At 76.3% G+C, this 24481-nt stretch carries 18 protein-coding genes and 1 pseudogene; 12 read left to right on the forward strand and 7 right to left on the reverse strand.

All coding sequences use genetic code 11. The features are described 5' to 3' along the window. The first annotated feature begins 3 nt into the window (after positions 1-3). The 6 genes from BL253_RS03880 to BL253_RS03905 all read left to right on the forward strand — a co-directional run bounded on the left by BL253_RS03880 (position 4) and on the right by BL253_RS03905 (position 4424). On the forward strand, positions 4-1665 hold the full coding sequence (locus BL253_RS03880) for an MFS transporter (protein WP_076813584.1): 1662 nt from the start codon (positions 4-6) through the stop codon (positions 1663-1665). A gap of 180 nt (positions 1666-1845) precedes the next feature. Further along, positions 1846-2835 (forward strand): SDR family NAD(P)-dependent oxidoreductase, encoded by a 990-nt coding sequence (locus BL253_RS03885; RefSeq protein WP_081437969.1) that lies wholly within the window; start codon positions 1846-1848, stop codon positions 2833-2835. Positions 2836-2918: 83 nt separating this feature from the next. Beyond that, a complete protein-coding gene (locus BL253_RS03890) occupies positions 2919-3215 on the forward strand; it encodes a hypothetical protein (protein WP_076813585.1) in 297 nt (98 codons plus the stop codon). Positions 3216-3247: 32 nt separating this feature from the next. Further along, a complete protein-coding gene (locus BL253_RS03895) occupies positions 3248-3712 on the forward strand; it encodes a FluC/FEX family fluoride channel (RefSeq protein ID WP_241834498.1) in 465 nt (154 codons plus the stop codon). Then, on the forward strand, positions 3709-4053 hold the full coding sequence (locus BL253_RS03900; protein WP_076813589.1) for a DUF190 domain-containing protein: 345 nt from the start codon (positions 3709-3711) through the stop codon (positions 4051-4053). Before BL253_RS03895 ends, BL253_RS03900 begins: the two co-directional genes overlap by 4 nt. After that, positions 4050-4424, forward strand: coding sequence for a fluoride efflux transporter FluC (locus BL253_RS03905; RefSeq protein ID WP_076813590.1), 375 nt, complete (start codon positions 4050-4052; stop codon positions 4422-4424). Before BL253_RS03900 ends, BL253_RS03905 begins: the two co-directional genes overlap by 4 nt. Before the next feature lie 70 nt (positions 4425-4494). On the opposite strand, the gene BL253_RS45290 is transcribed toward BL253_RS03905, so the two are convergent. Beyond that, positions 4495-4989 carry a hypothetical protein gene (locus BL253_RS45290; protein WP_076813592.1) on the reverse strand — a complete coding sequence of 165 codons (495 nt, stop codon included), beginning with the start codon at positions 4987-4989 and terminating at the stop codon, positions 4495-4497. 556 nt (positions 4990-5545) lie between these two features. Between BL253_RS45290 and BL253_RS03915 the strand changes: the two genes are divergently transcribed. After that, complete coding sequence (locus BL253_RS03915) at positions 5546-6619, forward strand: hypothetical protein (RefSeq protein WP_076813593.1); 1074 nt, start codon at positions 5546-5548, stop codon at positions 6617-6619. A 7-nt stretch (positions 6620-6626) separates the two neighbouring features. Here BL253_RS03915 and BL253_RS03920 read toward each other — a convergent pair whose 3' ends face one another. The 5 genes from BL253_RS03920 to BL253_RS03940 form a co-directional block, all read right to left on the reverse strand. Then, positions 6627-7628 carry a lysophospholipid acyltransferase family protein gene (locus BL253_RS03920; RefSeq protein WP_076813595.1) on the reverse strand — a complete coding sequence of 334 codons (1002 nt, stop codon included), beginning with the start codon at positions 7626-7628 and terminating at the stop codon, positions 6627-6629. Beyond that, a complete protein-coding gene (gene larAH / locus BL253_RS03925) occupies positions 7625-9205 on the reverse strand; it encodes an NPN-dependent hydroxyacid isomerase, LarAH14/15/16 family (RefSeq protein WP_076813597.1) in 1581 nt (526 codons plus the stop codon). The genes BL253_RS03920 and larAH overlap by 4 nt, the downstream gene beginning before the upstream one ends. A 154-nt stretch (positions 9206-9359) precedes the next feature. Further along, positions 9360-10667, reverse strand: a complete 1308-nt coding sequence (locus BL253_RS03930) for a zinc-dependent alcohol dehydrogenase (protein WP_076813779.1) — start codon at positions 10665-10667, stop codon at positions 9360-9362. Further along, entirely contained in the window at positions 10664-13018 is a 2355-nt protein-coding gene (locus tag BL253_RS03935) for an HAD-IB family hydrolase (RefSeq protein WP_076813598.1), read from the reverse strand. Before BL253_RS03935 ends, BL253_RS03930 begins: the two co-directional genes overlap by 4 nt. Positions 13019-13559: 541 nt before the next feature. Then, positions 13560-14648 (reverse strand): 5'-3' exonuclease, encoded by a 1089-nt coding sequence (locus BL253_RS03940; RefSeq protein ID WP_081437991.1) that lies wholly within the window; start codon positions 14646-14648, stop codon positions 13560-13562. A gap of 307 nt (positions 14649-14955) precedes the next feature. Here BL253_RS03940 and BL253_RS03945 point away from each other — a divergent pair, with 307 nt between their 5' ends. Continuing rightward, positions 14956-15399 carry an Lrp/AsnC family transcriptional regulator gene (locus tag BL253_RS03945; RefSeq protein ID WP_076813600.1) on the forward strand — a complete coding sequence of 148 codons (444 nt, stop codon included), beginning with the start codon at positions 14956-14958 and terminating at the stop codon, positions 15397-15399. A gap of 1166 nt (positions 15400-16565) precedes the next feature. Here the strand turns inward: BL253_RS03945 and BL253_RS43435 are convergent. Further along, positions 16566-17177: pseudogene (locus tag BL253_RS43435) on the reverse strand (SigE family RNA polymerase sigma factor); the annotation flags it as partial. Between the two features lie 440 nt (positions 17178-17617). Between BL253_RS43435 and BL253_RS03955 the strand changes: the two are divergent. The 4 genes from BL253_RS03955 to lnt all read left to right on the forward strand — a co-directional run bounded on the left by BL253_RS03955 (position 17618) and on the right by lnt (position 24321). Beyond that, on the forward strand, positions 17618-19246 hold the full coding sequence (locus BL253_RS03955) for an amidohydrolase (RefSeq protein WP_198946145.1): 1629 nt from the start codon (positions 17618-17620) through the stop codon (positions 19244-19246). 169 nt (positions 19247-19415) lie between these two features. Further along, positions 19416-19979, forward strand: a complete 564-nt coding sequence (locus BL253_RS03960; protein ID WP_076813603.1) for a SigE family RNA polymerase sigma factor — start codon at positions 19416-19418, stop codon at positions 19977-19979. Then, on the forward strand, positions 19976-21241 hold the full coding sequence (locus tag BL253_RS03965) for a hypothetical protein (protein WP_076813605.1): 1266 nt from the start codon (positions 19976-19978) through the stop codon (positions 21239-21241). Before BL253_RS03960 ends, BL253_RS03965 begins: the two co-directional genes overlap by 4 nt. A gap of 218 nt (positions 21242-21459) precedes the next feature. After that, positions 21460-24321 (forward strand): apolipoprotein N-acyltransferase, encoded by a 2862-nt coding sequence (gene lnt / locus BL253_RS03970; RefSeq protein ID WP_076813606.1) that lies wholly within the window; start codon positions 21460-21462, stop codon positions 24319-24321. Positions 24322-24481: the final 160 nt, after the last annotated feature.

Consider the following 24481-nt stretch of genomic DNA (forward strand, 5'->3'; position numbering starts at 1 on the left):
CACATGAGCACGGACACCTCACCGACACGGCCCGCCAGCCCCGCGGCCGCGTCCAGCAGCCCCGACCACGACGACGGCGCGGCCGACCCGCGACGCTGGCGGGCGCTCGCGGCCGCGGCGCTCGGCCAGCTGATGGTCGCCGCGGACTTTACGATCATGAACATCGCGCTGCCGTCCGCGCAGCGCTCCCTGCACATGTCCGACCCGAACCGGCAGTGGGTCATCACCATGTTCGCGCTCGGCTACGGCGGCTTCCTGCTGCTCGGCGGCCGGGTCGGCGAGCTGATCGGCCGCCGCCGCGCGCTGCTGATCGGCCTGATCGGCTTCGCCCTCGCCTCCGCGCTCGGCGGCGCCGCGGTGAACACCGGGATGCTGCTGGCCGCCCGCGGCCTGCAGGGAGCCTTCGGCGCCCTGTTCACCCCGGCCGCGCTCGCCCTGCTGGGCACGACGTTCACCGTCCCGGCCGAGCGCGCCCGCGCCTTCGCGATCTTCGGCACGGTGATGGGTTCCAGCTCCGGGATCGGGCTGATCGCCGGCGGGCTGCTCACCGGCTACTTCTCCTGGCGCTACAGCCTGTTCATCTCCATCCCGCTCGCCATCCTCGCGAGCGTCGTCACCCTCGCCGCCGTGCCCGCCAAGGCGGCCCGCCCGGCGCGCGGCACCGAGGCGGCCAGGATCGCCAGGGCGGCGCGGGAACGACTCGACCTGCTCGGAGCGCTCCTGGCGACCGTCGGGCTGATGGCGCTGGTCTTCGGGCTCTCCCGGGCGGAGACCGACGGGTGGGGCTCGGCCATGACGATCGCCTCCCTGGTCGCCGGCGTCGCGCTGCTCGCCCTGTTCGTGCTCGTCGAGTCGAGGACCGCGAGCCCGCTGCTGCCGCTGCGGGTCGTCACGCACCGCGGCCGCGGCGGCTCGTACCTGGCGACGTTCAGCCTCGGGGTGGCCGTGTTCGCCGGGATGTTCTTCCTGACCTTCTACCTGCAGGAGGTCCTCGGCTACTCCCCGACCCGCACCGGTATCGCGTTCCTGCCGATGACCGTCGGCCTGATCATCGGGGCGCGCATCGTCGGCCGGCTGATCGTGCGGGCGCCGATCCGCAACCTGCTGGTGACGGGACTGGTCAGCGCGGCGCTCGCGCTCGCGCTGATCGGCCTGCTGCGGCCGGACAGCTCCTACTGGACCGGGGCGCTGCCGTCGCTGGTCGTCCTGGGCTTCGGGATGGGCTGGGTGATGATGCCGGCGAACAGCGTCGCCACCCTCGGCGCCGGCCGTGACGCGGGGGTCGCCGGCGGCGCGGTGATGACCTCCCAGCAGATCGGCGCGTCCCTCGGGCTCGCGCTGCTGGGCACCATCGCCGGGACCGCCACCTCCGGGTACCTGGGCTCCCACCCGGCGGCCACCGGGGCGGCGGCCCACGGGCGGCTGCTGACGGCCGCGACCGTGCACGGTTTCAACGTGGCCAGCCTCGTCGGCGCCGCGTTCCTCGCGGCCGCGGCCGTCGCCGTCTTCCTGGTCGTCGGCGCCCGCGCCGCCACCGCCACCGGTGGTGGCGGTGGCTCCGCCTCGCCCCGGCCCGGCCCGGTCCTCGCGGCGCGGCCGGCGGCCGTCCCCGCCCAGGCACAGGGCACCGCGCCCGAGGCGGCTCCGGTCCCGCTGGCCACCTAGCCCGGTGGATGACCGGCCGGCCGCCGCGTACCACCCTGGTATGCGGCGGCCGGCCCGTGCCACGGGAGACACGGCGGCGACGTTCCGCCAGCCCAGCGGGCAGGACGGGCCGCGCCGTGGGATGATCCCCGCCGGCCGGGGGTGCCCCATGGGAGGCACGCGGGTGCCGGGGGAGTGACGATGGTGGAGACGACGCCCGAGACGGCGAAGAGGCCGGGACAGCCGGTACAGGGTGACCCGAGCCCGGTCGCGGGCCACGGCGACGCGGGCCAGGCCGCGAACCGGACGACCCAGGTGCGGGGCAGCGAGACGGACCGGCCCACCGCCGGGCGGTCGATGGTCGGGCGGACCGTCGTCATCACCGGCGCGAGCGCGGGGATCGGCGCGGCCGCGGCCCGCCAGCTGCGCGCCCTCGGCGCCCGGCTCGTGATCCTCGGCCGCTCGCCCCAGCGGACCGCCGCCGTCGCCGCCGAGACCGGCGCCCTGCCCGTCGTCGCCGACTTCGCCCGGCTCGCGGACGTCCGCCGCGCCGCCGCCGAGATCATCGACGCCTGCCCCCGTATCGACGTGCTCATGAACAACGCCGGTGGGCTGTTCCCGGCGCAGACCCGGACCGAGGACGGCAACGAGCTGACGTTCCAGGTCAACCACCTGGCCCCGTTCCTGCTCACCGGCCTGCTGCTGCCCCGGCTGTCGGCCACCCCCGGCTCCCGGGTGATCGTGACCAGCAGCGTCGTCAACGCCCTCGGGCGTCTCGACGCGCACGACCTGGACCGCGCGCAGCGCCGCTACCAGCAGTTCGGCGTCTACTTCGACAGCAAGCTCGCCAACGTCGTCTTCGCCCGCGAGCTCGCGCGGCGGGCCGCGCCCGGCTGGCCGACCGCGACCGCGGTGCACCCGGGCGTCGTGGAGAGCAGCTTCGGGCGCGACACCTGGTTCGTGCACACCTTCTACCGGCCCCTGCGGCTGGTCGGTGCCCGGACCCCGGCCGGCGGCGCCCGCCCACTGGTCGCGCTCGCGACCCGGCAGGACCCGGAGGCCGTCAACGGCGCCTACCTGCACCGCTACAAGGTGCGTGACCGGTTCTTCACCGGCCGGCGGGCCCGCGACACGGAGCTCGGCAGGGCGCTGTGGGAGTACTCGGCCGCCCGTGTCGGCCTGCCCGGCTGACCCTGCCGGCCCGTGACCTACGGCGCGTTCGTGTGCACGCCTGGCCGTGACCGGGCGACATACCGTGAGGCGGTGAAGGACCGATGACGCGCGTCCCGGTGCCCGGACGGTCCCAGGCCGAGGCGATGGGCCTGGCCACGGCCGCCCGGCTCGCGGCGGCGCCGTCCGGCGAGATCGCCACCGCCGGTCCCGACCCGCTGCTGGTCGCCGAGCTCACCGACCGCGCCCCGCGGGTACCGGCCCGGCTGTTCGCGGTGCCGTCACCCCGGCTGACCGCCGCCGTGCTCGCCGACACCGACGTCGCCCATGAGGCGCCGCGCCGGCCGCGCGACCACCGGCCGGCCCCCGGCGGCCCCCACGCCGGCGGGAGCGAGCCCTGAGCGGCGCGGAACCGGCCCTGGTGGCCAGGCCGGTGACACGCCGCCGGCCGCTGGCGGGGACGCACGGCGCGGTGATCGCCGCCGTCGCCGCCGGCGGGGTGGCAGGCGCCTGCCTGCGCTACGGCGCCGCGCTCGCCTGGCCGACCCCACCCGCGGCGTTCCCCTGGACGACGTGGGCGGTCAACACCGCCGGCTGCGCGGCGATCGGCGTGCTCATGGCGGTGATCGCCGCGCGCCGGGCGGTGCACCCACTGGTCCGGCCGTTCCTGGGCACCGGCGTGCTCGGCGGCTTCACCACCTTCTCCACCTATGCCGTCGACGCGCAGCGCCTCCTCGACGCGGGCCGGGCGGCCCTGGCGCTGGCCTACCTGGCGGCGACGGTGACGGCGGCGCTCGCGGCCGTCACCGTCGCCGCCGCCGCGACCAGGCTCACGCTGCGCGCGGGGCCGGCGGCGGGCCGCGCGCTGTTCGGGAGGCACCTCGGGAGGCACCGATGACCAGGCTCGCCGGCCGGGCGCTACGCCTCACGGTGTTCGTCGGGGACAGCGACCAGTGGCACCACCGGCCACTGTCGAGCGAGATCGTGCGCCGGGCGCGCGCCGCCGGCCTCGCCGGCGCGACCGTGTTCCACGGCGTCGAGGGCTACGGCGCCTCGTCCGTCGTGCACACCACCCGGCTGCTCTCGATGTCCGAGGACCTGCCGGTCGTGGTCGTCATCATCGACGAGGAGCCCCGGGTCCGGGCGTTCCTCCCCCAGCTCGACGAGCTGGTCGGCGAGGGGCTGGTCGTGCTCGACGAGGTCGAGGCCGTCCGCTACACCGGCCGGCCGGCGGGGTGAACTGGCTGCTGGTCGCCGCCGGCGCCGCCGTCGGCGCGCCGCTGCGCTACCTGGTGGACCGGGCGGTGCAGGCCCRCCACGGCGCCGTGTTCCCCTGGGGGACGCTCACGGTGAACGTGGCGGCGAGCCTGGTACTGGGCCTGGTCACCGGCGCGGTCATGGCCGGCGCGGCGTCGCAACGGGTCGCGCTGCTGCTCGGGACGGGACTGTGCGGGGCACTGTCGACCTACTCGACGTTCTCCTACGAGACGCTGCGCCTGGCCGAGAGCGGCTCCCGGCTGGCCGCGGCCGCGAATGTCGCCGTCACGGTGCTGTCCACGGTTGGCGCCGCCATCCTCGGCGTGGCCGTCGCGGGCGCCCTCTGGGGCTGAGCGGGACCGGCGGCAGGCGGGTGGGCGGCGCGGACACCGAGGGGAAGGGCGCCGCCGCGTCTCCGGTCTTTCATCGGGCCGGGACCAGGCGGGAGGTCGGCGGCTGCTCGCGGACGGCGGCCGAGCGTCGTGGCGCGCTGGCCACCGGGCGGTGCGCCCGCGCGGCGGCGGGGCCGGGGGTGGGCGAGGGGCGGCCCGCGGCCGTGGTGCGCTGGCGGTCGGCGCGCCGCGCCAGCAGCCGCTCGGCGAGCGCGTCGGCGCGTTCGATGTCGTCGAGGGTCGCGCGCTGGCGGGCGTCGACCTCCAGGATCGCGGCGAGCAGCTCGGCGGACAGGCGGGTCCGGGCCGCGACGCGGGCGACGCTCGGCGGCAGGGCGCCCGGCACCCACGACGGGCCGCCCCCGCGGCCCGGGCCGCCGGCCCGGGCCGCGGGGGCGGTCGGCAGGCGGGTGACGGTGGCGCGGTGCGCCGGGCCGGGGGGCGGGGCGAGGGCCGGCGCGGCGCCGCGGCGGGCCGTCTCGGCGGTGGTCGTCTCGTCGCGGCGGAGCCGGTGCATCAGGGCCATGCACCCAGTGATACCTGCGGGGGCGTCCCGTTCAACGCCTTGACATCCGGCCTGTCGGCGGGATCAGCCCTGCCCCACAGGCGATCCCCAGGTTTCACCCCCGTCGTCCCCAGGGCGCGCCCCGTTACCCACCGTGTCGTCGACAGGGTTATCCACAGATCGATCATCATGTGACGCAACTCACAGTCCATGGGTAGAGGGTTGACCAGGCCTCCGACACAGGCCGAGCGTCTCCCGCCGACCCCTCACGGGCGCCGGGGTGGCCGCCGCGCGGTCCGTCCTGTGGACGAAATCCGTCCGTCCACAGGACTGGAACGAGCCTGGCGGACCGGGTGCGGCCCGGTCCACGCTCGGTCCCGCCTGGCGGACGCGGCGCCAGGGCTCGCGGCCGGCGGTGATCCGCCGTCGGCCGACGGTGACCGACAAGGACGAGGGGCCCAGGCATGGCGGTGAAGGTGCGGCGCGGCGGGGCCGCGCACGTGAAGGACGGCGCCACGGCGCCGCGGGGACGCCACCGGGCGGCCCCGGCGGCGGGACACGCGCGCGGAGGCACGCGGTGAGCGGCGAGGCGGCCGCGGTGCCGGTGAGCCTGGTCGCGGCCGGCCGGGCCACCGGGCGACCGGCGGCCCTGGCCGAGGGCCCGGCGGACGTGCTGCACCTGCGGCTCGAGCCCGACGACGCCGTCGCGGGGGTGTCACTCGGCCAGGCGAGGGCGTTGTTCGCCGGCGTCGCGCGCCTGTTGCAGGCCGCTGCGATGGCGGCCATCGGCCCGGCGTCGCGGTTCGCCGGCCGGCGGCCGGACGCGGTGAAGGCGTTCGTCGAGCAGGACGTCCGGTTCGTCCACGCCGAGGCGGACAGCCCCCTGCTGGCGGTCTACACCCGGCTCGACGACGGCCCGCCGCCCGGCGCGGACCCCGCCCGGGGCGCCACCGCCCCCGGGGCCGCGAGTGCGGTGGGGGTGGCGGGGTTGGCGCCGTTCCAGCGACGGGTGGGCACGACGCTCGCGGGGGCGCTCGTCGAGGTCACCGAGGCGATCCGTGACCACCCCACGGCCCGCCGCCTGCCGTTCGCCGAGCCGGCGGACGACCCGGCCGGCCCGCTGACCGAGCCGGCGACGGCGACCGGTCCCGCCGACGGCACGGCCACCGAGACGGCGCCGTCACCGCTGGTGCTGCGCGGGGTGAGCGTGGATCTGTGCGACGCGCTGCTCGGGATGGTGACCGCGCCGCGGGTGCGCAGGATGGAGCTGGCGTTCTACTGGGCGCCGCACACCGGGCTGGACACCCCGGCGGTGGTCAGGGTGGCGCTGCGCCGCGACGACGTCGAAGCGCTGCTGCGGCTGCGCGCCGCCCTGGCCGCCCTGTCCGAGCGGCCCAGGACGGCGGTGTACGGGCAGGTCACCCGCCTCGACCGCGGCGAGGCCGACGACGGCGGGATCGCCACGATCCGCGGCGTCGTCGGCCGGTCCACCCCCCGCACCGTGCAGGTCGCCGTGTCCGGCCCGGAGTACGACGACGCGATCCGCGCCTACCGGACCAGGGAGCCGGTCGTCGCCACCGGCCGGCTGCGCCGCCACGGCGGGGTGCACGTGCTCACCGGCACCTTCACGGTCACCCGTGACGGTCCGTGACCGTACCTCAGGAGCCGCCCCAGGGGGAGCGGGAACGGGTGGGGGCCGGCGGCTCCGTCGCCGCCCACACCTTGCGCCACCGGGCCGGCTCGCCACCGCCGGGGGCGGGGACGGCGGCGCGGGTCCCACCGGCAGGCGGCACCGGCCGGCCGGGCCGGGGCAGCGACGCCCACCAGGACGTCTCGCTCTCGGTCACGAGCCGGTCGACCTCCGCGGCCAGCCGGGCGGTGAGGCCGCGCACGTCGTCGCCCTCGGCGGGTCGCAGCGGCCGGCCGAACCGCACCGACACCTCCGGACGGCCCGGCACCGGCCACGACCGGCCCCGCGGCATCGCCGCGAACGTGCCACGCAGCCCGACGGGCACCACCGGCACCCCGGTGTTGATCGACAGGAACGCGGCGCCGAGCTTGAACCGGGCCCGCGCCCCATCCGGCGACCGGGTGCCCTCCGGGAAGATCACCAGGTTCCAGCCGTCGCGCAGCAGGTCCACCGGCGTCGTCGACGGGGCGCCGCCGCCGCGGTCGATCGGCACCGTGCCGAACGCCAGCGCCGTCGACAGGCCCCGCCACGTCGACTCGAAGAAGTAGTCCGCCGCCGCGGTCACCACCGTGCGCTCCCGCACGGCCGGCGGCAGCGCGCACAGCAGCACCGTCGCGTCCAGGTGGCTCGCGTGGTTGGCCACGATCAGCGCCGGCTGCTCGCCCAGGTCGGCGAACACCTCCGACCCCTCGACCGTCCACGTCAGCTGGGAGTGCAGCAACGGGTCCATGATCCCGCCGAGGAACGCCGCCCGGGCCGCCCTGGCGGCCGGGCCGCGTGCCCACGCCGTCGGGAACTCCCGGCCCGGCAGCGGCGGCTGGTACTCCCGCGCCGACGCCGGTACCAGCCGCTGCCCGCCGAGCCGGAACCCGCGGGCGGCCTGCCGCAGCCCCACCCCGGGGCGGCGCGGCGAGGACGACGACGAGCCGGCCCGCACGGGCCGGCCCGACGCCCCACTGACCCGGCTCACCGGACGTCCGCGATCGCGTGCGGCGGCGAGTGCAGGTAGGTGATCGACGGGTCGCGCCCGACCGTGCCCGACACCATCTCCAGCGCGTCCGCGAACGTCGACGCGGCCCGGAAACCCATCCGGGCGCACGCCCGACGGTCCCCGCCGACCCAGACGACGTCACCCAGGTGGTCCATGCCGTGCGTCGCCCAGTACCACATGTAGAAGGGGTGGACACCGTGGTAGGCGTGCGACGTCCGGTACAGGTGGATGTACCAGGGGTCCGTCGCGTACTGCTTCTCGAACTTCGCCTCGATCGTCGCCGGGTCCGTCGACTCGGCGAGGACCTCCTCGTAGAAGTCCACGTAGGAGGGGTGGTGCAGCTGGGTGAACTCGGGCGTCACCGGGTGGTACAGGATCATCGCGCCCTTGTGCCGGACCAGCGGCCTGCCCCGGTACATGTTGAAGAAGTAGCCCAGGCCCATGCAGGTCGCCAGGATCGGGTTCATCACCGCGTCGGAGTTGTACGGCCCGAGGAACGGCAGGCCGACGACGAGGACGTCCGACTGGCCGTCGACCTCGACGACCTGCTGGCGGTGCACCGCCTCCAGGGTCCGCTCGTGCACCGCCTCGGTCTCGCCGGCGTTGACGCCGGTGACCTGGTAGTCGGCCACGATGCCCTGGAAGAACTTGTGCCGCTGGCGGCTCGGCAGCTTCGGCAGGGCGGCGGTCGTCGCGTAGGCCATCGCCTGGTCCTTGCGCGACCACTCCCACTCGCGCTTCGTCAGGAAGCCGAACTTCTCCGGGAACGCCTGGTTGTTCACCGTCGTCTCGACCGTGAACACCTTCACGTGCTCCGCGAGCARCCGGCCCATCCGCCACGCCGACGAGTGCATCGCCGACCGGGTGTGGTCCATGAACGAGTTCGAGTGCAGCATCGTGTGGCTGTTGTGGTGATGCCGCAGGCTGTTGTACGACGCGAGGCCGATCGGGACCGACTTGTGCCCGCCGTCCATCGCGACCAGGTTCACGTTCACGTAGACGATCAGGTCCGACTCGGCGGCCCGCCGGTTGATCTCGACGTCCTCGCCGTGGTCGGTGACCCCGATGTGCAGCAGGTTGTCGCGGTCCTCCGCGTCGTGGTTGTACAGGTTGTCCGGCCAGAACGACCGGAACACCCGCTCCCCGACGACGTACTCGATCTCGGCGGCGGTCATCCGCCGGTGCAGCGCCGTCGCGACGATCAGGTGCACGTCGTCGACCCCGGCCTCGGCGGCCAGCGCCAGCACCTGCTCGATCACCCGCTGGCGGATGTCCGGGCGGCGCATCCTCGGCAGCGGGATCGACAGGTCGTCGAACGCGATCGTCAGCTTCATCCCCGCGAACAGCAGCGCCCGCAGCGGCTCGCTGCCATGCGGGTGCTCCAGGGCGTCCGCGATCACCGCGGTCACGTCCGGCACGCCGGGCAGCGACTCCGGCGGGTACACCACGCGCGTCCCCAACGGGAACTGCTCCAGCAGCAGACCCTCACCCTGGTGCACCAGCAGCGGGGGAGTCCGCTCGTCGACCTCGAGCACGAACCCCGGTCTCACAGCCACGTTCCCCTCATCGCGGGCCCGCACGGCCGGCGTCGGCCGCCGCGTCGGGCTGTTCGGAATATCGCCCCGGCCGCGAACCGGGCCGGTGGTACGGCCGCGGCGCCGGGCGTCGCGACCATCGTGCTGGATCCGGCGCCGGCGGTCACGCCCGCGCTCATGCCTGCATCGTCGGGTCGAACGCGACCTTCACCGCGCCGAGCCGGCCGGCGGACAGCGCATGGTCCAGCGCCTCCCGCCAGCGGGCCAGCGGGTAGACCGCCGAGACGACCCCGTCCAGCGGCGCGGACGCCGCCAGCTCGAACGCCCGGGCGAAGTCGGACCGCGCCCCCGCCGCGCCGTCCACCCCCGCCGCGGCACCCGCACCCGCCGCGTCCAGCTCCGGACCGGCGCCGGTGGCCCCGTCCGCCGGGCGGCCGGTCCGGCCCGACGACGCGTAGGTACCGACGAGCTCCAGCTCCCGGTACCACAGCGGCGTCAGGTCCACCGACCCCGACGGCACCCCCGACAGCACGACCCGCCCGCCCGCGCGGGTGACCCGCAGCGCCGTCGACAGCGACGACGACGACCCGGCGCAGTCGACGGCGATGTCGACGCCGCCGAGCAGGAACGGCCCGCCGAGCTCCGGTTCGGCGCGCAGCGCCCTCGTCGCCCGCCGCACCCCGCCGAGCGCGTCCGACGGGGACAGCACCTCATCCGCGCCGAAGCGCCGCGCCAGCTCCACCTGACGGCGGTGCTTCGCGACCACGGTGATGTGCGCCGCCGCGGTGTACGCCCGCAGCGCCAGCAGCGTGAACAGGCCGACCGCCCCGGAACCGATCACCAGCACCCGGTCCCCGGGCGCGACCCTCGCCCGCCCCGCGGTGTGCACCGCGGTCGCCAGCGGCTCGACGAGCACGGCCCGCTCGTCGGACAGGTCGCCCGGCACCGGGTGCAGCTGGCTGTGGTGGGCGACCAGCGCCCGCGCCCAGCCACCCCCGGTGTCCTTGCAGTACCCCGTCTGCAGCCCCGGAGCCAGATGCCCGACCGTCACCCGGTCGCAGCGGCTCGTCAGCCCCGCCGCGCAGTGCGCGCACGGCTCCAGCCCGCGGGCCGCACAGCCGAGCACCGGGTCGATGACGACCCGGCTCCCGGCCTTGTAGACGGTGCCGTCGGGCAGCGCCGCGTCGGACTGCAACGTGCCGACGACCTCGTGGCCCGGCGTGAACGGCATCGAGACCAGCGGCGAGAAGTAGAACGACGACTGGCCCGTCACGGTCGCCAGGTCCGACCCGCAGATCCCCGACAGCGACGGGCGCACCGTCACCCAGCCGGCGCCGGGCAGCGCCGGGTCACCCTTGTCGACGAGCCGCAGCGGCGCGGCCGACGTCGCCGCCGCCCCCGCGAGCGACGGCACCCTGCTCGAGAGCACCCTGGCCGCGGCGTAGCGCGGCATCGAGCGGTACAGCTCCAGTCCGCGGCTCACCGCGCACCCCCATCCCGTCCCACGCCGGCGCCGACACCCGCGCCGGAGCCCGAGCCGGTGAGCGCGGCGGCGGCGGTGCGGGCCGCGTGGAACAGCGACCGCTCCTGGCGCGACGGCACCACCGCCCGCGGCTCCCCGGCCGTCGACGGCCACTCCTCGACCGCCCAGCCGTTCGCCTTCGCCAGGCGGAACAGCGCCAGGTCCGGGTTGACCGCCACCGGGTTGCCGACCGCCCGCAGCATCGGGATGTCCGACTGCGAGTCCCCGTAGGCCCACGACGACGACAGGTCCGCGCCGACCCGGCCCGCGTAGTGGTCGAGGAACGCCGCCCGGGCGTCCCCGACCAGCGGCGACGACGCGAGCTTCCCGGTCAGCAGCCCGTCCGCGCCGACGGTCAGCTTCGAGGCGACGACCTCGTCGAACAGCGGCGCCAGCGGCCGGACCAGGAAGTCCACCGACCCGGTGAGCAGCACCGTGCGGTGCCCCGCCTGCCGGTGCGCCCGCACCCGGCGGATCGCCGCCGGCTTCACCCGCCGCAGCAGGATGTCGCCCGCGACCTCGTCGATGATCCTCGCCAGCTCCTCCGGGTCGGCCCCCTTGTACCGGGCGTACACCGAGCGGATCAGATGCCCCCGGTCGGTGCGCTCGGCCCGCAGGTAGCGCGGCAGCACCGCCGCGAGCCCCGCGAGCTCCCGCGCCCGGCCCGCCGGCGCCTCGTCCGCGAGCCGCAGCCACAGGTACGACTCGATCACCGTCGAGGTGACCAGCGTGCCGTCGAGGTCGAACACGGCCAGCGCGTCCGGGTTCGCCGGCAGGTTCACACCGGTGCGCTTCGGCCCCGCCGGGTCCCGCGGCCTGCGCAGGATCGCGGTGACCGCAGGGAAGTGCACCTCCTGCAGGTAGTGGTACCAGTCGTAGCAGGCCGGGTCGAAGTTGAAGTCGGCCTGGTCGGCGGCGTCCAGCCCGTCGTAGAGCGCCTTCGTCGCGTCGTCGACGTAGACGAGCTCCGCCTTCGTGTACGCCCGGTAGATGTCGGCGTAGCGGCGCAGGAACCCGACCCGTGACTCGAACCGGTCGAACTCCTGCGCCCAGCGGCGGACCTTCTCCGAGCGCGGCACATGCTCGAGCACCCGGCCGGCGACGGCGGCGACCCGCTCGCCGTTGCGCAGCTTCGCCTCCGCCGCGCGCGCCCCCGCGAACGGCCACTCCGGCACCGCGATCGGCCCGCGGCCCCGCTTCGGCAGCGGATGCTCCTGGAAGTACTCGTGGACGTTCTCGAACAGCTCCCGGAACAGCAGCGGGTTACGGAACCCCGAGCACACCGTGTAGTACGCCGGCTCGTCGGCCGGCGGCGTCTGCGCCGCGGCCGCGATGATCGCGTTGACGACCAGGTCCACCGGGATGATGTCGATCGTGGCGTCCGGGGAGGCCGGGAAGTCGGGGAACTCACCCCGGCCGTAGGCGAGGATCAGCGGCTCCGCCATCTTGAAGCCCTCGATCCACCCCGGGTACGGCCGCGCGAGCGCCGACTCGATGATCGAGGGCCGGACGATCGTCAGCGGCAGGTCGCCGTGGGAGTCCTCCAGGCAGCGCTCCGCGAGCGCCTTCGTGAACGTGTAGCAGTCCGTCCAGCCGAGCACCTGCGCCCGTTCCGCCCCGGAGCGGACCAGCCGGTCGCGCACCCATTCGCGGCGGCGGTCCTCGGCGTCGCGGGACACCGACTGTGCCCCGGCGCGCAGGTGCTCGGCCTGCGCCTCCTCCAGGAACCGCGCCGAGTGCTCCGGCAGGCGCGACGCGTCCTCCGCGGCCTGGCGGGCCCGGCCGGCGGCGGCCTTCTCGGTCGCCCAGTCGACGTCGTGCGCGAGGCGCCCCTCGGCGATGTGCCCCGAGCGCAGCCCGGCGACGTACGCCGTCGACACGTGCACGATGTGCGGCGACCCGCCACCGGCGCGCGCCGCGCGCAGCAGCTCCTGCACACCGCCGATGTTCGTCGTGAACCCCTCGTCGATCGGCGGGTCGAACGACACCTCACCAGCGCAGTGGATCACCAGGTCGACGTCGGCCGGGAGGTCCGGCATCGACGCCAGGTCCCCGTCGACGACCTCCACCCGGGCCGCCAGCTTCTCGACGGCGCCCTCGCCCACCTTCTCCCGCAGCGCCTTGAACGCGGGCTTGCGCAGCTGGCGCCGCAGCCGCGACGCCCCGTCCTGCCCGCCGCGGGGTCGTACCAGCGCGACGACCCGGGTGTCGGGGAAGTCCGACAGCAGGCGCTCCAGCAGCGCCTCACCGACGAATCCCGTCACCCCGGTCATGTACACGCGCCTACCCGCGAGCCGCTCGCGCAGCCCCACCCGTCACCTCGTCTCTGCTCCGCTTCGTCGCGCACGCGCTCCGGTGCCGTCCTCGTTCCACTCCGACGGCACCTCCGCGCGCGTGCTCCTTCGCTCCGTCACTACCGCACCGGCTCATCCGCTGGGCAACGGTAGGCGACGGCGGACCCACAGGCGGTGTCCTGACCGAACCATTCGCGCACGTGTGCTGCCCGAGCCGGAGTATGACTGGTCAAACTACCGGCCCACCGGCGCGGCGGCGCCGCCGCCCGGCCGCCGCGCCGCCAGCCCCGCCCGGGCGGCGGCCAACCCCGGTGCCCAGCACCCGCAGTCTCCACCGCGAGTGCCCGCCCGGCCGGTAGGCCACCCCCGACCGGGCCGATCGTCGCCACCCACCCACAACGGCCGGCCCCGCTTACCCCGGTGTGTGCCACATCTCCCACCCGCCGCGACCCGGCCGTACCCAGCGCCACAGGCCCGGCGGGTCTCGTACCCGGCCGGGCGGGCCGCGTGAGCGACGCGCCACCCAGCGACGCCAGCCGCCGGCGGGCGGCCGGCGGCCTCAGCGGCCGGCGGCGGCGCTCGCCAGGGCGCGGGTCAGCCGGGTCGCCGCGGAGGTGAGGCCCCAGCGCTCGGCGAGGGCCAGGACCCGGTCCGGGTCGGCCGGGACGGCCGGGAGGGCGGTGCGCAGCGGCGGCAGCGGCACGTCCGGCACGACCCGCACGACGATCTCGGCGCGGTCCAGGTAGTCGCGGGCGGCCTCCAGCCGCCGCCGCGCCCCGGCCGGGAAGCCGTCCTGCTCGCCGGCGTCCAGCGCGGCGAGCGCGGCGGCGAGCGAGCCGAACCGGGTCAGCAGCGCCGCCGCCGTCTTCGCGCCGATCCCCGCCACCCCGGGCAGCCCGTCGGACGGGTCGCCACGCAGCGCGGCGAAGTCGCCGTAGGCCCGGCCCGGCACCCCGTAGCGGGTGGTCACCGCCGCCTCGTCGATGAGGGCGAACTTCTCCACCGAGTAGCGGATCCGCACGGGCACGTCGTCGCGGATCAGCTGGAACAGGTCCCGGTCGCCGCTGAGCACGTCCACCGGCCCCACCCAGCCCCCCGCCGCCGGCCCCTGCCCGGGTGCCGGGTCGCGGGCGGCCCAGCCGTCGCCGTCGCCGTAGGGGAAACGGGTCGCGAGGGTGCCGATCACGTCGTCGGCCTCGAACCCGTCGGCCTCGGCGCGCGCGATCCCGAACGCGTCGAGCATGTCGTCGATGACCGGCAGCTGCGGGCTCAGCTCGTCGGGCACCTCCTCGACCTGCACGCCACCGTCGTCCCCAGACGCGTCGCCGCCGCCGGATGGGACGGGAGAGACGGGCACCGACGCCGGCGCCTGGGCCGGTGAGAGCACCTCGGCGACCCGGTGCGCCTTGTAGGACGCCACCAGCTCGACGCGGAACGCCGGGCGCCAGTCCGCGTCGAAGCAGCAGACCAGGTGCCGCGGCCGAAGGTCCAGGATCTGGCGGGCGAGCACGTCCAGCAGCCCCCGCGCCGCGTTCACCGGCGTCCCGTCCGGCGCCGTCACCGACCGCGGCACCCCGTAGAACGCCCGGAAGTACAGCGACGGCGTGTCCAGCAGCGCCAGCCCGCCGCCCTGCTCTGTCCCATCCACACCGCCCACCCTGGCACGTCCCACCGACAACCCGGCGGCCCTGTCCGTACGGGCGCGCACCTGGGCGACGATCCCGCCCGGCCGTGCCCCCGGTCCAGGGCGGCCGGAATACCACGTCTCACCGGCCGGGGTCGCCCCTGGTGGTCCTCTCGAGACCATGCACGCCCCGGCACCCCCCCATTGGTGCCATCGGGCGAGGCAGCTTCGTGACAGCCGCGGCCGTGACCCGCCCGCCGGCCGCTGGCCGCGCCGCGCCGGGGCGATCACCGGTTAACGCTCCGCCCGGCCACCCCCTACGCTGCCCCTCGTGCTGGAAGATCTCGACCGCCAGATAGTGCGGCTGCTGTGCGACGACGGCCGGATGAGCTACACCGACCTCGCCAAGGAGACCGGGCTGTCCGTGTCCGCGGTCCACCAGCGCGTCCGCCGCCTCGAACAGCGCGGCGTGATCACCTCGTACACGGCGCGGGTCGACGCGGCGCTCGTCGGCCTGCCGCTGACCGCGTTCATCTCGATCAAACCGATCGACCCGTCGCAGCCCGACGACGCCCCCGACCGGCTGCGCCACCTCACCGCGATCGAGGCCTGCCACTCGGTGGCCGGCGAGGAGAGCTACCTGCTCAAGGCCCGCGTCGCCGCCCCCGCCGACCTGGAGACCCTCCTGCAGCAGGTCCGCGCCGCCGCGAACGTCTCCACCCGCACCCTCGTCGTCCTGTCCACCCCCTACGAGGGGCGCTCCCCGGACCTGTAGCCCGGCCGCTGTGGCCGCCCGCGCGCTCACCACACGGTCGGGCAGTCAGGCAGCAGGCTGTGCATCGCGAGGCAGTAGCTCGGGCGGCTGACCTTCCACGCCCCGCCGGTGTGGACCATCCGGATGTTGAACGGATGGCGCTCACCCGACCCGCTGGGAAGCTCGCCCAGCCACAGCTCGACGATCGCCTCGGCGGGACCGAGGAACACGACCTGCCCGATGTCCTCGACGATCACCGCCTGCACCTGCTGCGGCGACGACGCCAGCGCCTTGTCGAGAGCGGGGCGCGCCAGGCCGTCATCGGCGACCTGCCGCAGCATCTCGACCCCCCGCAGCCCGGCCAGCCCGCCCTGCGCCGCGGCGCGGATCTCGCTGATCGCGGTGAGCGGCCGCGGCGGCCCGACCGGCGTCGCGCCGAGGGTGGCCGACCCGCCGATCCGCAGGACCGTGCCCCGGTCCGGCCCGGTGATCACGATCGAGCTCTCGCCCTCGTTCCAGCTCACGCTCCAGGCGACCTCCGGGTTCCACCCAGACTCCACGAAGCTGGTGACGCGTGCCGGATGGCCGGCGACCGTCACCTGCTCCTCGGTGATGGCCTGGTCCATTTTGTCCGCGACGTCGCGTGTCTGGGACGAGTCCTCCTGCGGGGTCGGCACGGCGCCGCGCCGCACGCTGACGCTGTAGGAAGGCCCGTCGACGCCGGGCTTCGCCCCGGACCGGACCTGCGCGGCGGCGACGAACGAGACGCGCTCCTCGAAGTAGGTCGCGTTCTGGAAGACTTCGTTGCCCACCGGACGGGCCACGTCCTGGTACTGGTCATACAGGGGTACCAGCCCGTCAGGCAGCCAGCCGACCGTCGCCCCGAAGACCGTCGCCCGAGGCGCTCCACCCGCGGGCGTGACCCCGGCGTCGCCACCCGGCCGCGGTAGCGCGACCAGCGCCAGCACGACCACGGCCGCGAGCACCACCACGCCGGCGGCCCGCACCCGGGTGCGGCGCCGGCGCGCGCCGGCCCGGACCGCGCCGGCGGACAGCGGCGCGTCGCCACCTCGGGGCAGGTCGACGGCCTGAGGCAGGGCGGTGGGCAGCGCACGGAGCAGGACCCGCACGTCGCGCTCGGTGAGGCTCATGGCCCTTCCTCCTTCGCCCGCTGGGCGGTCAGCCACGGCCCGACCCGAGGCCCGCCCGGCCGGGGGGCTGGCCTCGTTCGTGAGGATGTCCAGCCCCGGCCGGGCCAGCGGGACACCCAGCCGGCCAACGGCCATCGGGTCGAGGCCGCGCAGGTGCTCGCTGGACCGCAGCCGCGCCAGGCCCCGGGACGCCTGGCTACGGACCGACCCGACCGAGCAGCCCATCGCCGCGGCCACCTCGCCCTCGGACAGGTCCTCGACGTAGCGCAGCACCACGACGGCGCGCTGCCGGGACCGCAGCGCGCGCAGCAGGCTGTCGCGCTGCGTCAGCCGCTCCGCGGGGTCCTGGTCGGCGCCGGCGACGTCGACGGTCCACTCCCCGTCGACGACCAGTGGCACCTCGCCGACCCGGGCCCGCAGCCGCCGCCACCTGCTGGTCGCCCCGTTGACCACCGCCCGGCGCAGGTAGGCATCCTGACGGCCGGCGTCGATCCGTCCCCAGCGCAGATAGACGCGTTCGAACGCGCCCTGCACCACATCCTCGGCCGCCGCCCAGTCACCGCCCGTCAGCATCACCGCGCTCAGCACCTGCCGCCCAGCGGTCCTGGCCATGAATAGTTCGAAAGCCCGTTCGTCATCCGCACGCACCCTCGCCTCCCCACCTCTGTTCGCCTGTTCGTCCTGCCGCAGTCCAGACGCGCCCGGCCCGGCCCACGATGAGCCAGCGCCGCCGCCACGGCGGCGGCGCAATCCACCGGCCGCGGCATACCTGCCAGGGAGAGCCACCACGTGCGTTCATGATCCGGTGGACTTTTCCGTGCCACAGGGCGGAAAAGTCCACCGGATCATGGCTGCCGCTGTGGGATCCGAGACTGGTGAGGGATCCGAGACTGGGACCGCGCCGGGCTGGCCCGACGGTCTTGCTCGCAACCGCGCGAACGGGACGACGCACGCTGGAAACGGCGGTGCCGCCGCCGCCCCCGGGCACGGGGCGACGACGGCACCTGGGCCCTCTCCGGCAGGCGGGCCACCGCCGCAACGCCGCCGAGGGAACAGGCGCAGGCACACTTGGGCAGATGCGCACCCGGATGTCCCCCCGGTCCGCCGGAGTCGAAAGGCGCCGTGACCGGGCCGTGCTCTACCGCGGCGGCCATGTGCACAGCGCCACCCACCCGGGCGCGACGGCGCTGCTGACCGTCGGCGCCACGGTCGCGTGGGTCGGCGCCGACGTCGACGAGATCGGCGCGCCGGGGCCCGGGAGCGGCGTCGACGCGGTCGTCGACCTGGACGGGGCGCTGGTCACCCCCGCGTTCGTCGACGCCCACCTGCACGCCACCGCCACCGGGCTCGCCCTCGGCGGCCTCGACCTGGCCGCCGCGCCCACCCTGACGACGGCGCTCGACACGGTCGCCGCCGCTGCCCGCGCCGAGCCGGGCTCGGCCCTGCTCGGGACCGGCTGGGACGAGACCCGCTGGCCCGGGCGGCGCGCCCCGGGCGCCGCGGAGCTCGACCGGGCCGCCCCTGGCCGGCTCGTCTACCTCGCCCGCGTCGACGGCCACACCGCCGCCGTCTCGACCACCCTGGCCGCCGCGTCCGGCGCCGCGGGCCTGGCCGGCTGGCTCGGCGACGGCCTCGTCCGCGACGACGCCCACCACGCCGCCCGGGTCCACGCCTACGCCACGATCAGCCCCGCCCAGCGGGCCGGCGCCTGGCGGCGGCTGCGCGCCACCGCCACCCGCCTCGGGATCGCGGCGCTGCACGAGATGGCCGGCCCGGAGGTGTCCAGCGCCGAGGACCTCGCCGCGCTGCTCGCCCACGCCGCCGCCGAACCCGGCCCCTCCGTCCACGGCTACTGGGCGGGCGACGCGGGCGTCCTCGCCGATCTCGACCCCGACGGCCGGCTGGCCGTCGGCCTCGGAGGTGACCTGTTCGTCGACGGGTCGCTCGGCTCCCACACCGCCGCCCTGCGCGCCCCCTACGCCGACCGCCCCGGCCACCGCCCCGCGCCGATGCTCGACGCGGCCGCCGTCCGTGCCACCGTGCTCGCCGCGGTCGCGGCCGGCCGCCAGCCCGGTTTCCACGCGATCGGCGACGCCGCCCTCGACGCCGTCCTCGACGGCCTGGACGCCGCCGCCCGGACCGCCGGGCGCGGCCGGGTCGTGGCCAGCCGGCCCCGGGTCGAGCACTGTGAGCTCGCCCACCCCGACCAGATCACCCGGCTCGCCGGCGCCGGGGCCGTCGCCGTGGTCCAGCCCGCGTTCGACGCCGCCTGGGGCGGCCCGGACGGCATGTACGCCACCCGGCTGGGCGCGGCGCGGGCCGGCTCGATGAACCCGCTCGCCGCGCTCGCCGCCGCCGGCGTCGGCCTCGCGCTGTCCTCCGACGCCCCCGTCACCCCGCTCGACCCGTGGGGCGCGGTGCGCGCCGCCACCGGCCACCGCACCCCGGCCGCCCGCCTCGACCCGGCCAGCGCGCTGCGCGCCGCGACCCACGGCGGCTGGCACGCCGCCCGCGCCGACGCCGACGGCTCCGGTAGCCTCGCCCCCGGCCACCCCGCCACCCTCGCCGTGTGGCGTCTCCCGGCCGGCCTGACCCCCGCGTCCGCGCCGCCCCAGCCGCCGCTGCCCGACCTGGCCGGCCCGGACCCGGCCTGCGCCCGCACGGTCCTGGGCGGCGAGGTCCTGTTCGACCTCCTCGACGGCGACGCCCGCGGCTGACCACCGCCGCGGGGCCCGCCCCTCCCGGCCCGTTCCCGCCGCCCCGGCCCGCGTCCTCACCGGCCGGCACGGCCCCGTTGGCCCAATGTTGTGATCGTGGCCGTCGCCCGGCCGGGCCGTCGCGGCGTCATGAGGACGGACGCGGACAGCGGGAACGGAAGGGGACACCATGCCGGACGGTGGCGCCCCGGCGCGCCGCGACGACCGGTCGTTCGAGGACTACGTGGCCGACCGCGGCATGACCCTGCTGCGCACCGCCGTGTTCCTCACCGGCGACCGGCAGGCGGGCGAGGACCTGCTCCAGGACGTCCTGCTGCGGACCTACCGGCGCTGGCGGCACGTCGACGACCCCGACAGCTACCTGCGCCGGTCGCTCGCGAACGCCGCCGTCAGCCGGGCCCGGCGCCGCCTGAGAACCCGGGAGAGCCTCGTCGACTGGGACGACCCCGGCGTCGACGAGCCCGCCGGGACCGCCGACGAGGCCGGCCAGGCCACCGACCGCCGGGACCTGCTCGACGCGCTGCGGCAGCTGACCCCCCGGCAGCGGGCGGTGATCGTGCTGCGCTACTTCGGTGACCTGTCCGAGGCGCAGGTCGCCGCCGAGCTCGGCTGCGCGACCAGCAGCGTCAAGACCCACACCGCCCGCGGCCTGCTGCGCCTGCGCGCCCTGATGGGCCCCGCCGCGCCCACCCTGCCCCCGCTGTCCCCGTCCCCGAAGGGAGCGACCGCATGAGGGCGCCCGAACCGGCCAGCCAGGACGCCGGTCCGCCGGAGCCCGGCGGGTTCGAACACCGCCTGCGCGTCGAGTTCGACGCCGCCGCGGCCGGCATCCTGCCGCCCGCGCCGACCGGCGCCGCCGTCATCACCCGCCGCCGCCACCAGCGCCGGGCCGTGACCGCCGCCATCGCCGTCGCCGCGGCCGTCGCCCTGGTCACCGGCGGCGTCACCGTCCTGACCGGCGCGACCCGCCACGCCGCCCCGGCGGTCGTCCCCGCGCACACCCGGCCCGAGACCCGGATCGACCTGTACGGCGTGACGTTCGGCTGGCTGCCCCCGGGCGTCGCCCGCTACGACGACACCGTCACCGTCCTGCCCCCCACCGAGGGCGTCGTCCCGCCCGCCGGCACCAACCCGCCAGGACCGACGGTCCAGCAGGAACTGGCGCTCGCCCCCGTCGCCGAGGTCGACCAGCAGCTCGCCGGCGCCGACCCGCCCAGCCCCGCCACCGCCTACACCGTCGCCGTGCTGCGCGTACAGCCCGGCCCGGGCACCGGCCTCACCCCCGACCCGGGCATCGAGCTGAGCCGCCAGTGGGACCGTCATCAGCTGCTCTCGCGCGACTGGTCGGCCACCGAGGTCTACTCACCGGGTGTACCCGCCCGGTCCATGACCCTCATCCGCCGCGAAGCCCGCCGCTCAGGCCCGACGGCCGGTGACAGCCCACCCGTTTCCTACGCCCTGTATGTCCACGTCCCCGAAGCCTCCGCCGGAGTGATCATCACCGGCCCGGACCCGGACACCCTCGGGCGGATAGGCGCCGCCGTCACCGTCGGCCCGAAGCCGGCGGGACCGTCGGGCCCCTTCGTCCTCCCCCCACTCCTCCAGGCCGCGGGCGCCGCGTTCGACGGGCCCGCCGGCGCCGGGATGCTCGGCGCGCTCACCGCCCCCGACCAGGCACGGCCCGCGCTGACCGAGGCGCTCTCGCGGCAGGGCACCCGAGTTCACGCCATCCGGTTCGTCGGGCTCGGCGAGGCGGACAGCGACAGTGCCATCCGGATCGGCGAGCCGGACAGCGACAACCGGGCCCCGCTGTTCCTCAGCGCCACGCAAGCCGAGGTGACAGTGAGAATCGAGCTGCTCGCCGCCGACGGCCAGCGGCGCGTGACAACAACCGTGGGCATACGTCTCGCCGTCACCGGCGACCGCTGGAAGGTCACGACGGCGAGCTACTGCGCCGCGCTGACCTCCGTGCTGCGCTGCCCGACCGTCCCCTGACCCCGCCCACGCGGCGCCGCCCGCGACCACGAGAACACAAAGCCGTCACAGAAGGTTACGAACGCCACGGTGAGTGCTCACCGGGGTGGCGTCGCGGGCCGGGTCGCCACGGGGACAGGCGGATCCGGGCGGCGGGGGAGCGGGCCGCAACCAGCACGGGCGGGGGCAGGACGGGCACTCCCGCCCACCAGATCCGTTCTGTCCAGCACACTGGGACCGTGACACCGCCGTCCGCCGCCTCCGCGCGCACCGGCCCGCCACCTCTGGTCGCGTCCCGCCCCGGCGGCGACACGGCCGAGGGCACGGCACCCGGCGTCGCCACCGACCCCGCCTGGACCCGGCGGCGACGCCTCCGGCCGCCCAGGCCCGCGACGCTCGCCCGGTCCGTCGCCGCGCTCGCCGCCGGGGCCGCCCTCTACCTGGCGTTCCCCCCGGTGGGCGCGTGGCCGCTCGCGCCCGTCGCCGTCGCCGCCCTCACCCTGCTGGTGCGCGGCCGGCGGCTGCCGTCCGCCTACCGGGTCGCGTTCCTGTTCGGCCTGGGCTTCTTCCTGCCGCTGCTGCGGTTCGTCGCGTTCGTCGGTGACGACGCCCTCTACGCCCTGGCGGTCGGCGAGGCCGCGATCCTCGCCCTCGCCGGCCCCGCGACCGTGCTCGCCCTGCGGCTGCGCCCCGGCTACTCCTGGGCCGCCCTCGCCTGCGTCTGGGTCGGCCAGGAGGCGCTGCGCGGCCGGGCCCCGTTCGGGGGCTTCCCCTGGGGCCGGCTCGCGTTCAGCCAGCCCGACAGCCCCTACACGCCGCTCGCCGCCGTCGCCGGCGCCCCGGCGATGACGTTCGCCGTCGCCGCCACCGGCGCCCTGCTCGCCCTCGCCCTGCACACCCTGGCCACCACCGGCCGTGCCGCGCTGGCGACCCGCCTCGGCGTCCCCGACGTCACCGCACACCCCGGGCCGGCCAGCGGCCCCACCGGCCCGGCTGGCCCCGTCGCCGTGCCCGCCCAGCGGTCCGGCGACGGCGACACCCGCACCGGCCGGCGCGGACGGGCGCGGGCGCTCGTCCTGGGCGCCGCGCTGCCCGCCGTCGGCATCGCCGCGCTCGCCGCCGTCGGCCTCGCCGTGCCGCTGCCCACCGCCGCCCAGGACGGCACCCTGCGCGTCGCCGCGATCCAGGGCGACGTCCCCGAACCCGGCGGCCTCGACGCCCTCGGGGAGAAGTTCCAGGTCACCCGCAACCACGTCGACGAGACGCTCCGCCTCGCCGCCGACGTCGACGCCGGGCGCACCCCCAGGCCCGGCCTGGTCGTCTGGCCGGAGAACTCCTCCGACGTCGACCCGTTCGCCGACCCCCGCGCCGCCGCGCTGCTCGACGAGGCCGCCCGCGCCGTCGGCACCCCGATCCTGCTCGGCGCGGTCCTCGACGGCCCCGGCGCCGGCCACGTCCGCAACGCCGGCCTTGTCTGGACCGCCGACGGCTGGGCCGGCCAGCTCTACGTCAAGCACCGGCCCGTCCCGTTCGCCGAGTACCTCCCCGGCCGCGAGTTCCTGCAGAAGGTCATCACCCGGTTCGCGACCGAGATGCCCAACGACTTCGTCCACGGCACCGGCCCCGCCGTCCTGCCCGCCGCCGGCACCACCATCGGCGACGTCATCTGCTTCGAGGTCGCCTACGACAGCAACGTCCGCGACTCCGTCGACCAGGGCGCCCGCCTGATCGTCGTCCAGACGAACAACGCGTCCTTCGGCCGCAAGGGCGAAAGCCAGCAGCAGCTCGCGATGACCCGGATCCGCGCCGTCGAGCACGGCCGCGCCACCATCCAGGTCTCCACCAGCGGGCAAAGCGCCATCATCACCCCCGATGGCACCGTCCTGTCCCAGACCGGCCTGTACGAACCCGGCATACTCTCCGCCGAACTGCCGCTGCGCACCGGCCGCACTCTGGCCGACCGGGTGGGCGCGATCCCGGAGGCGGTCGCGAGCGCCCTCGCGGCGGCGGCCATTATGGCTGGGATCGCCACCGGGCGCCGGCGGCCCGTCGGCGCCGGCGCCCCGCTGTCCGGTGCCAGGCACTCCGGCCCCGGCGCCACCCCGCGGGACACCCCCGCCCCGCGGACAGGCCTCCGGCCCGACGGCCGTGGACCAGAAAGGAGCGGCGTGGACGCCCACCGGGTAGTCGTCTGCATGCCGACGTACAACGAACGGGAGAACCTCACCCGCACGGCCAGCAGGCTGCGCGAGGCGAACCCGGCCGTCGACCTGCTCGTCATCGACGACAACAGCCCCGACGGCACCGGCCAGATCGCCGACGAGCTGGCCCGGGAGGACAACCAGATCCACGTCCTGCACCGCGCCGGGAAGTCCGGTCTCGGCTCCGCCTACGTCGCCGGCTTCTCCTGGGCCCTGCGCCACGGCTACGACGTCATCGTCGAGATGGACGCCGACGGCTCCCACCAGCCCGAGGAGCTGCCCCGCCTGCTCGCGCGGCTCGGCACCGCCGACCTGGTCATCGGCTCCCGCTGGGTCCGCGACGGGCAGGTCCGCAACTGGCCCCGCAGCCGGCTCGTCCTGTCCCGCGGCGCGAACCTCTACGTCCGCGCCGCCCTCGGCATCCCGCTGCGTGACGCCACCGCCGGCTACCGCGCCTACCGGGCCGACGTGCTGCGGGCCCGCGACCTCGACGCGATCCAGTCCCAGGGCTACTGCTTCCAGGTCGACCTGGCCTGGACGGCCTGGCGCGACGGCTTCCGCGTCGCGGAGGTGCCCATCACCTTCGTCGAGCGCGAACGCGGCGCGTCCAAGATGAGCCGTTCCATCATCATCGAGGCGTTCTGGCGTACCGCCCTGTGGGCGCTCGTCTCCGGCCGCCGCGGCCCGGCGCCCCGCCCGCTGCCCGCCACACCGGTCAGCGTCCCCGCGCCCTCCACCGAGCCGGCCCTCGTCACGGCCACCGCGACCGCCGGGCCGCCCACGCAGCCCACGGGGCCCACGATCGCGACCACCGGCCCGGCGACGTCACTCGGCGCCGCGGGGACCGCCACCGTCGACCCGCCGGCGCCAGCCCACCAGCGCACCTCCGACGAGCCCTGACCCATGGCCAGGCGGCCCGGTGGGGAACCCCGCCCGGGGGACGGGAAAGGGGCGTGGCCTCGGCGCCACGCCCCTTTCCGCCACGTCCGCAGCCTCAGATCCGCTGCTCGCGCCTCTCCGTGCTCTTCGCCCGCTCCGCCGGCTCCTGGCCGGGCCATGC

It is taken from the genome of Pseudofrankia asymbiotica, from assembly GCF_001983105.1.
GTDB lineage: Bacteria > Actinomycetota > Actinomycetes > Frankiales > Frankiaceae > Pseudofrankia > Pseudofrankia asymbiotica.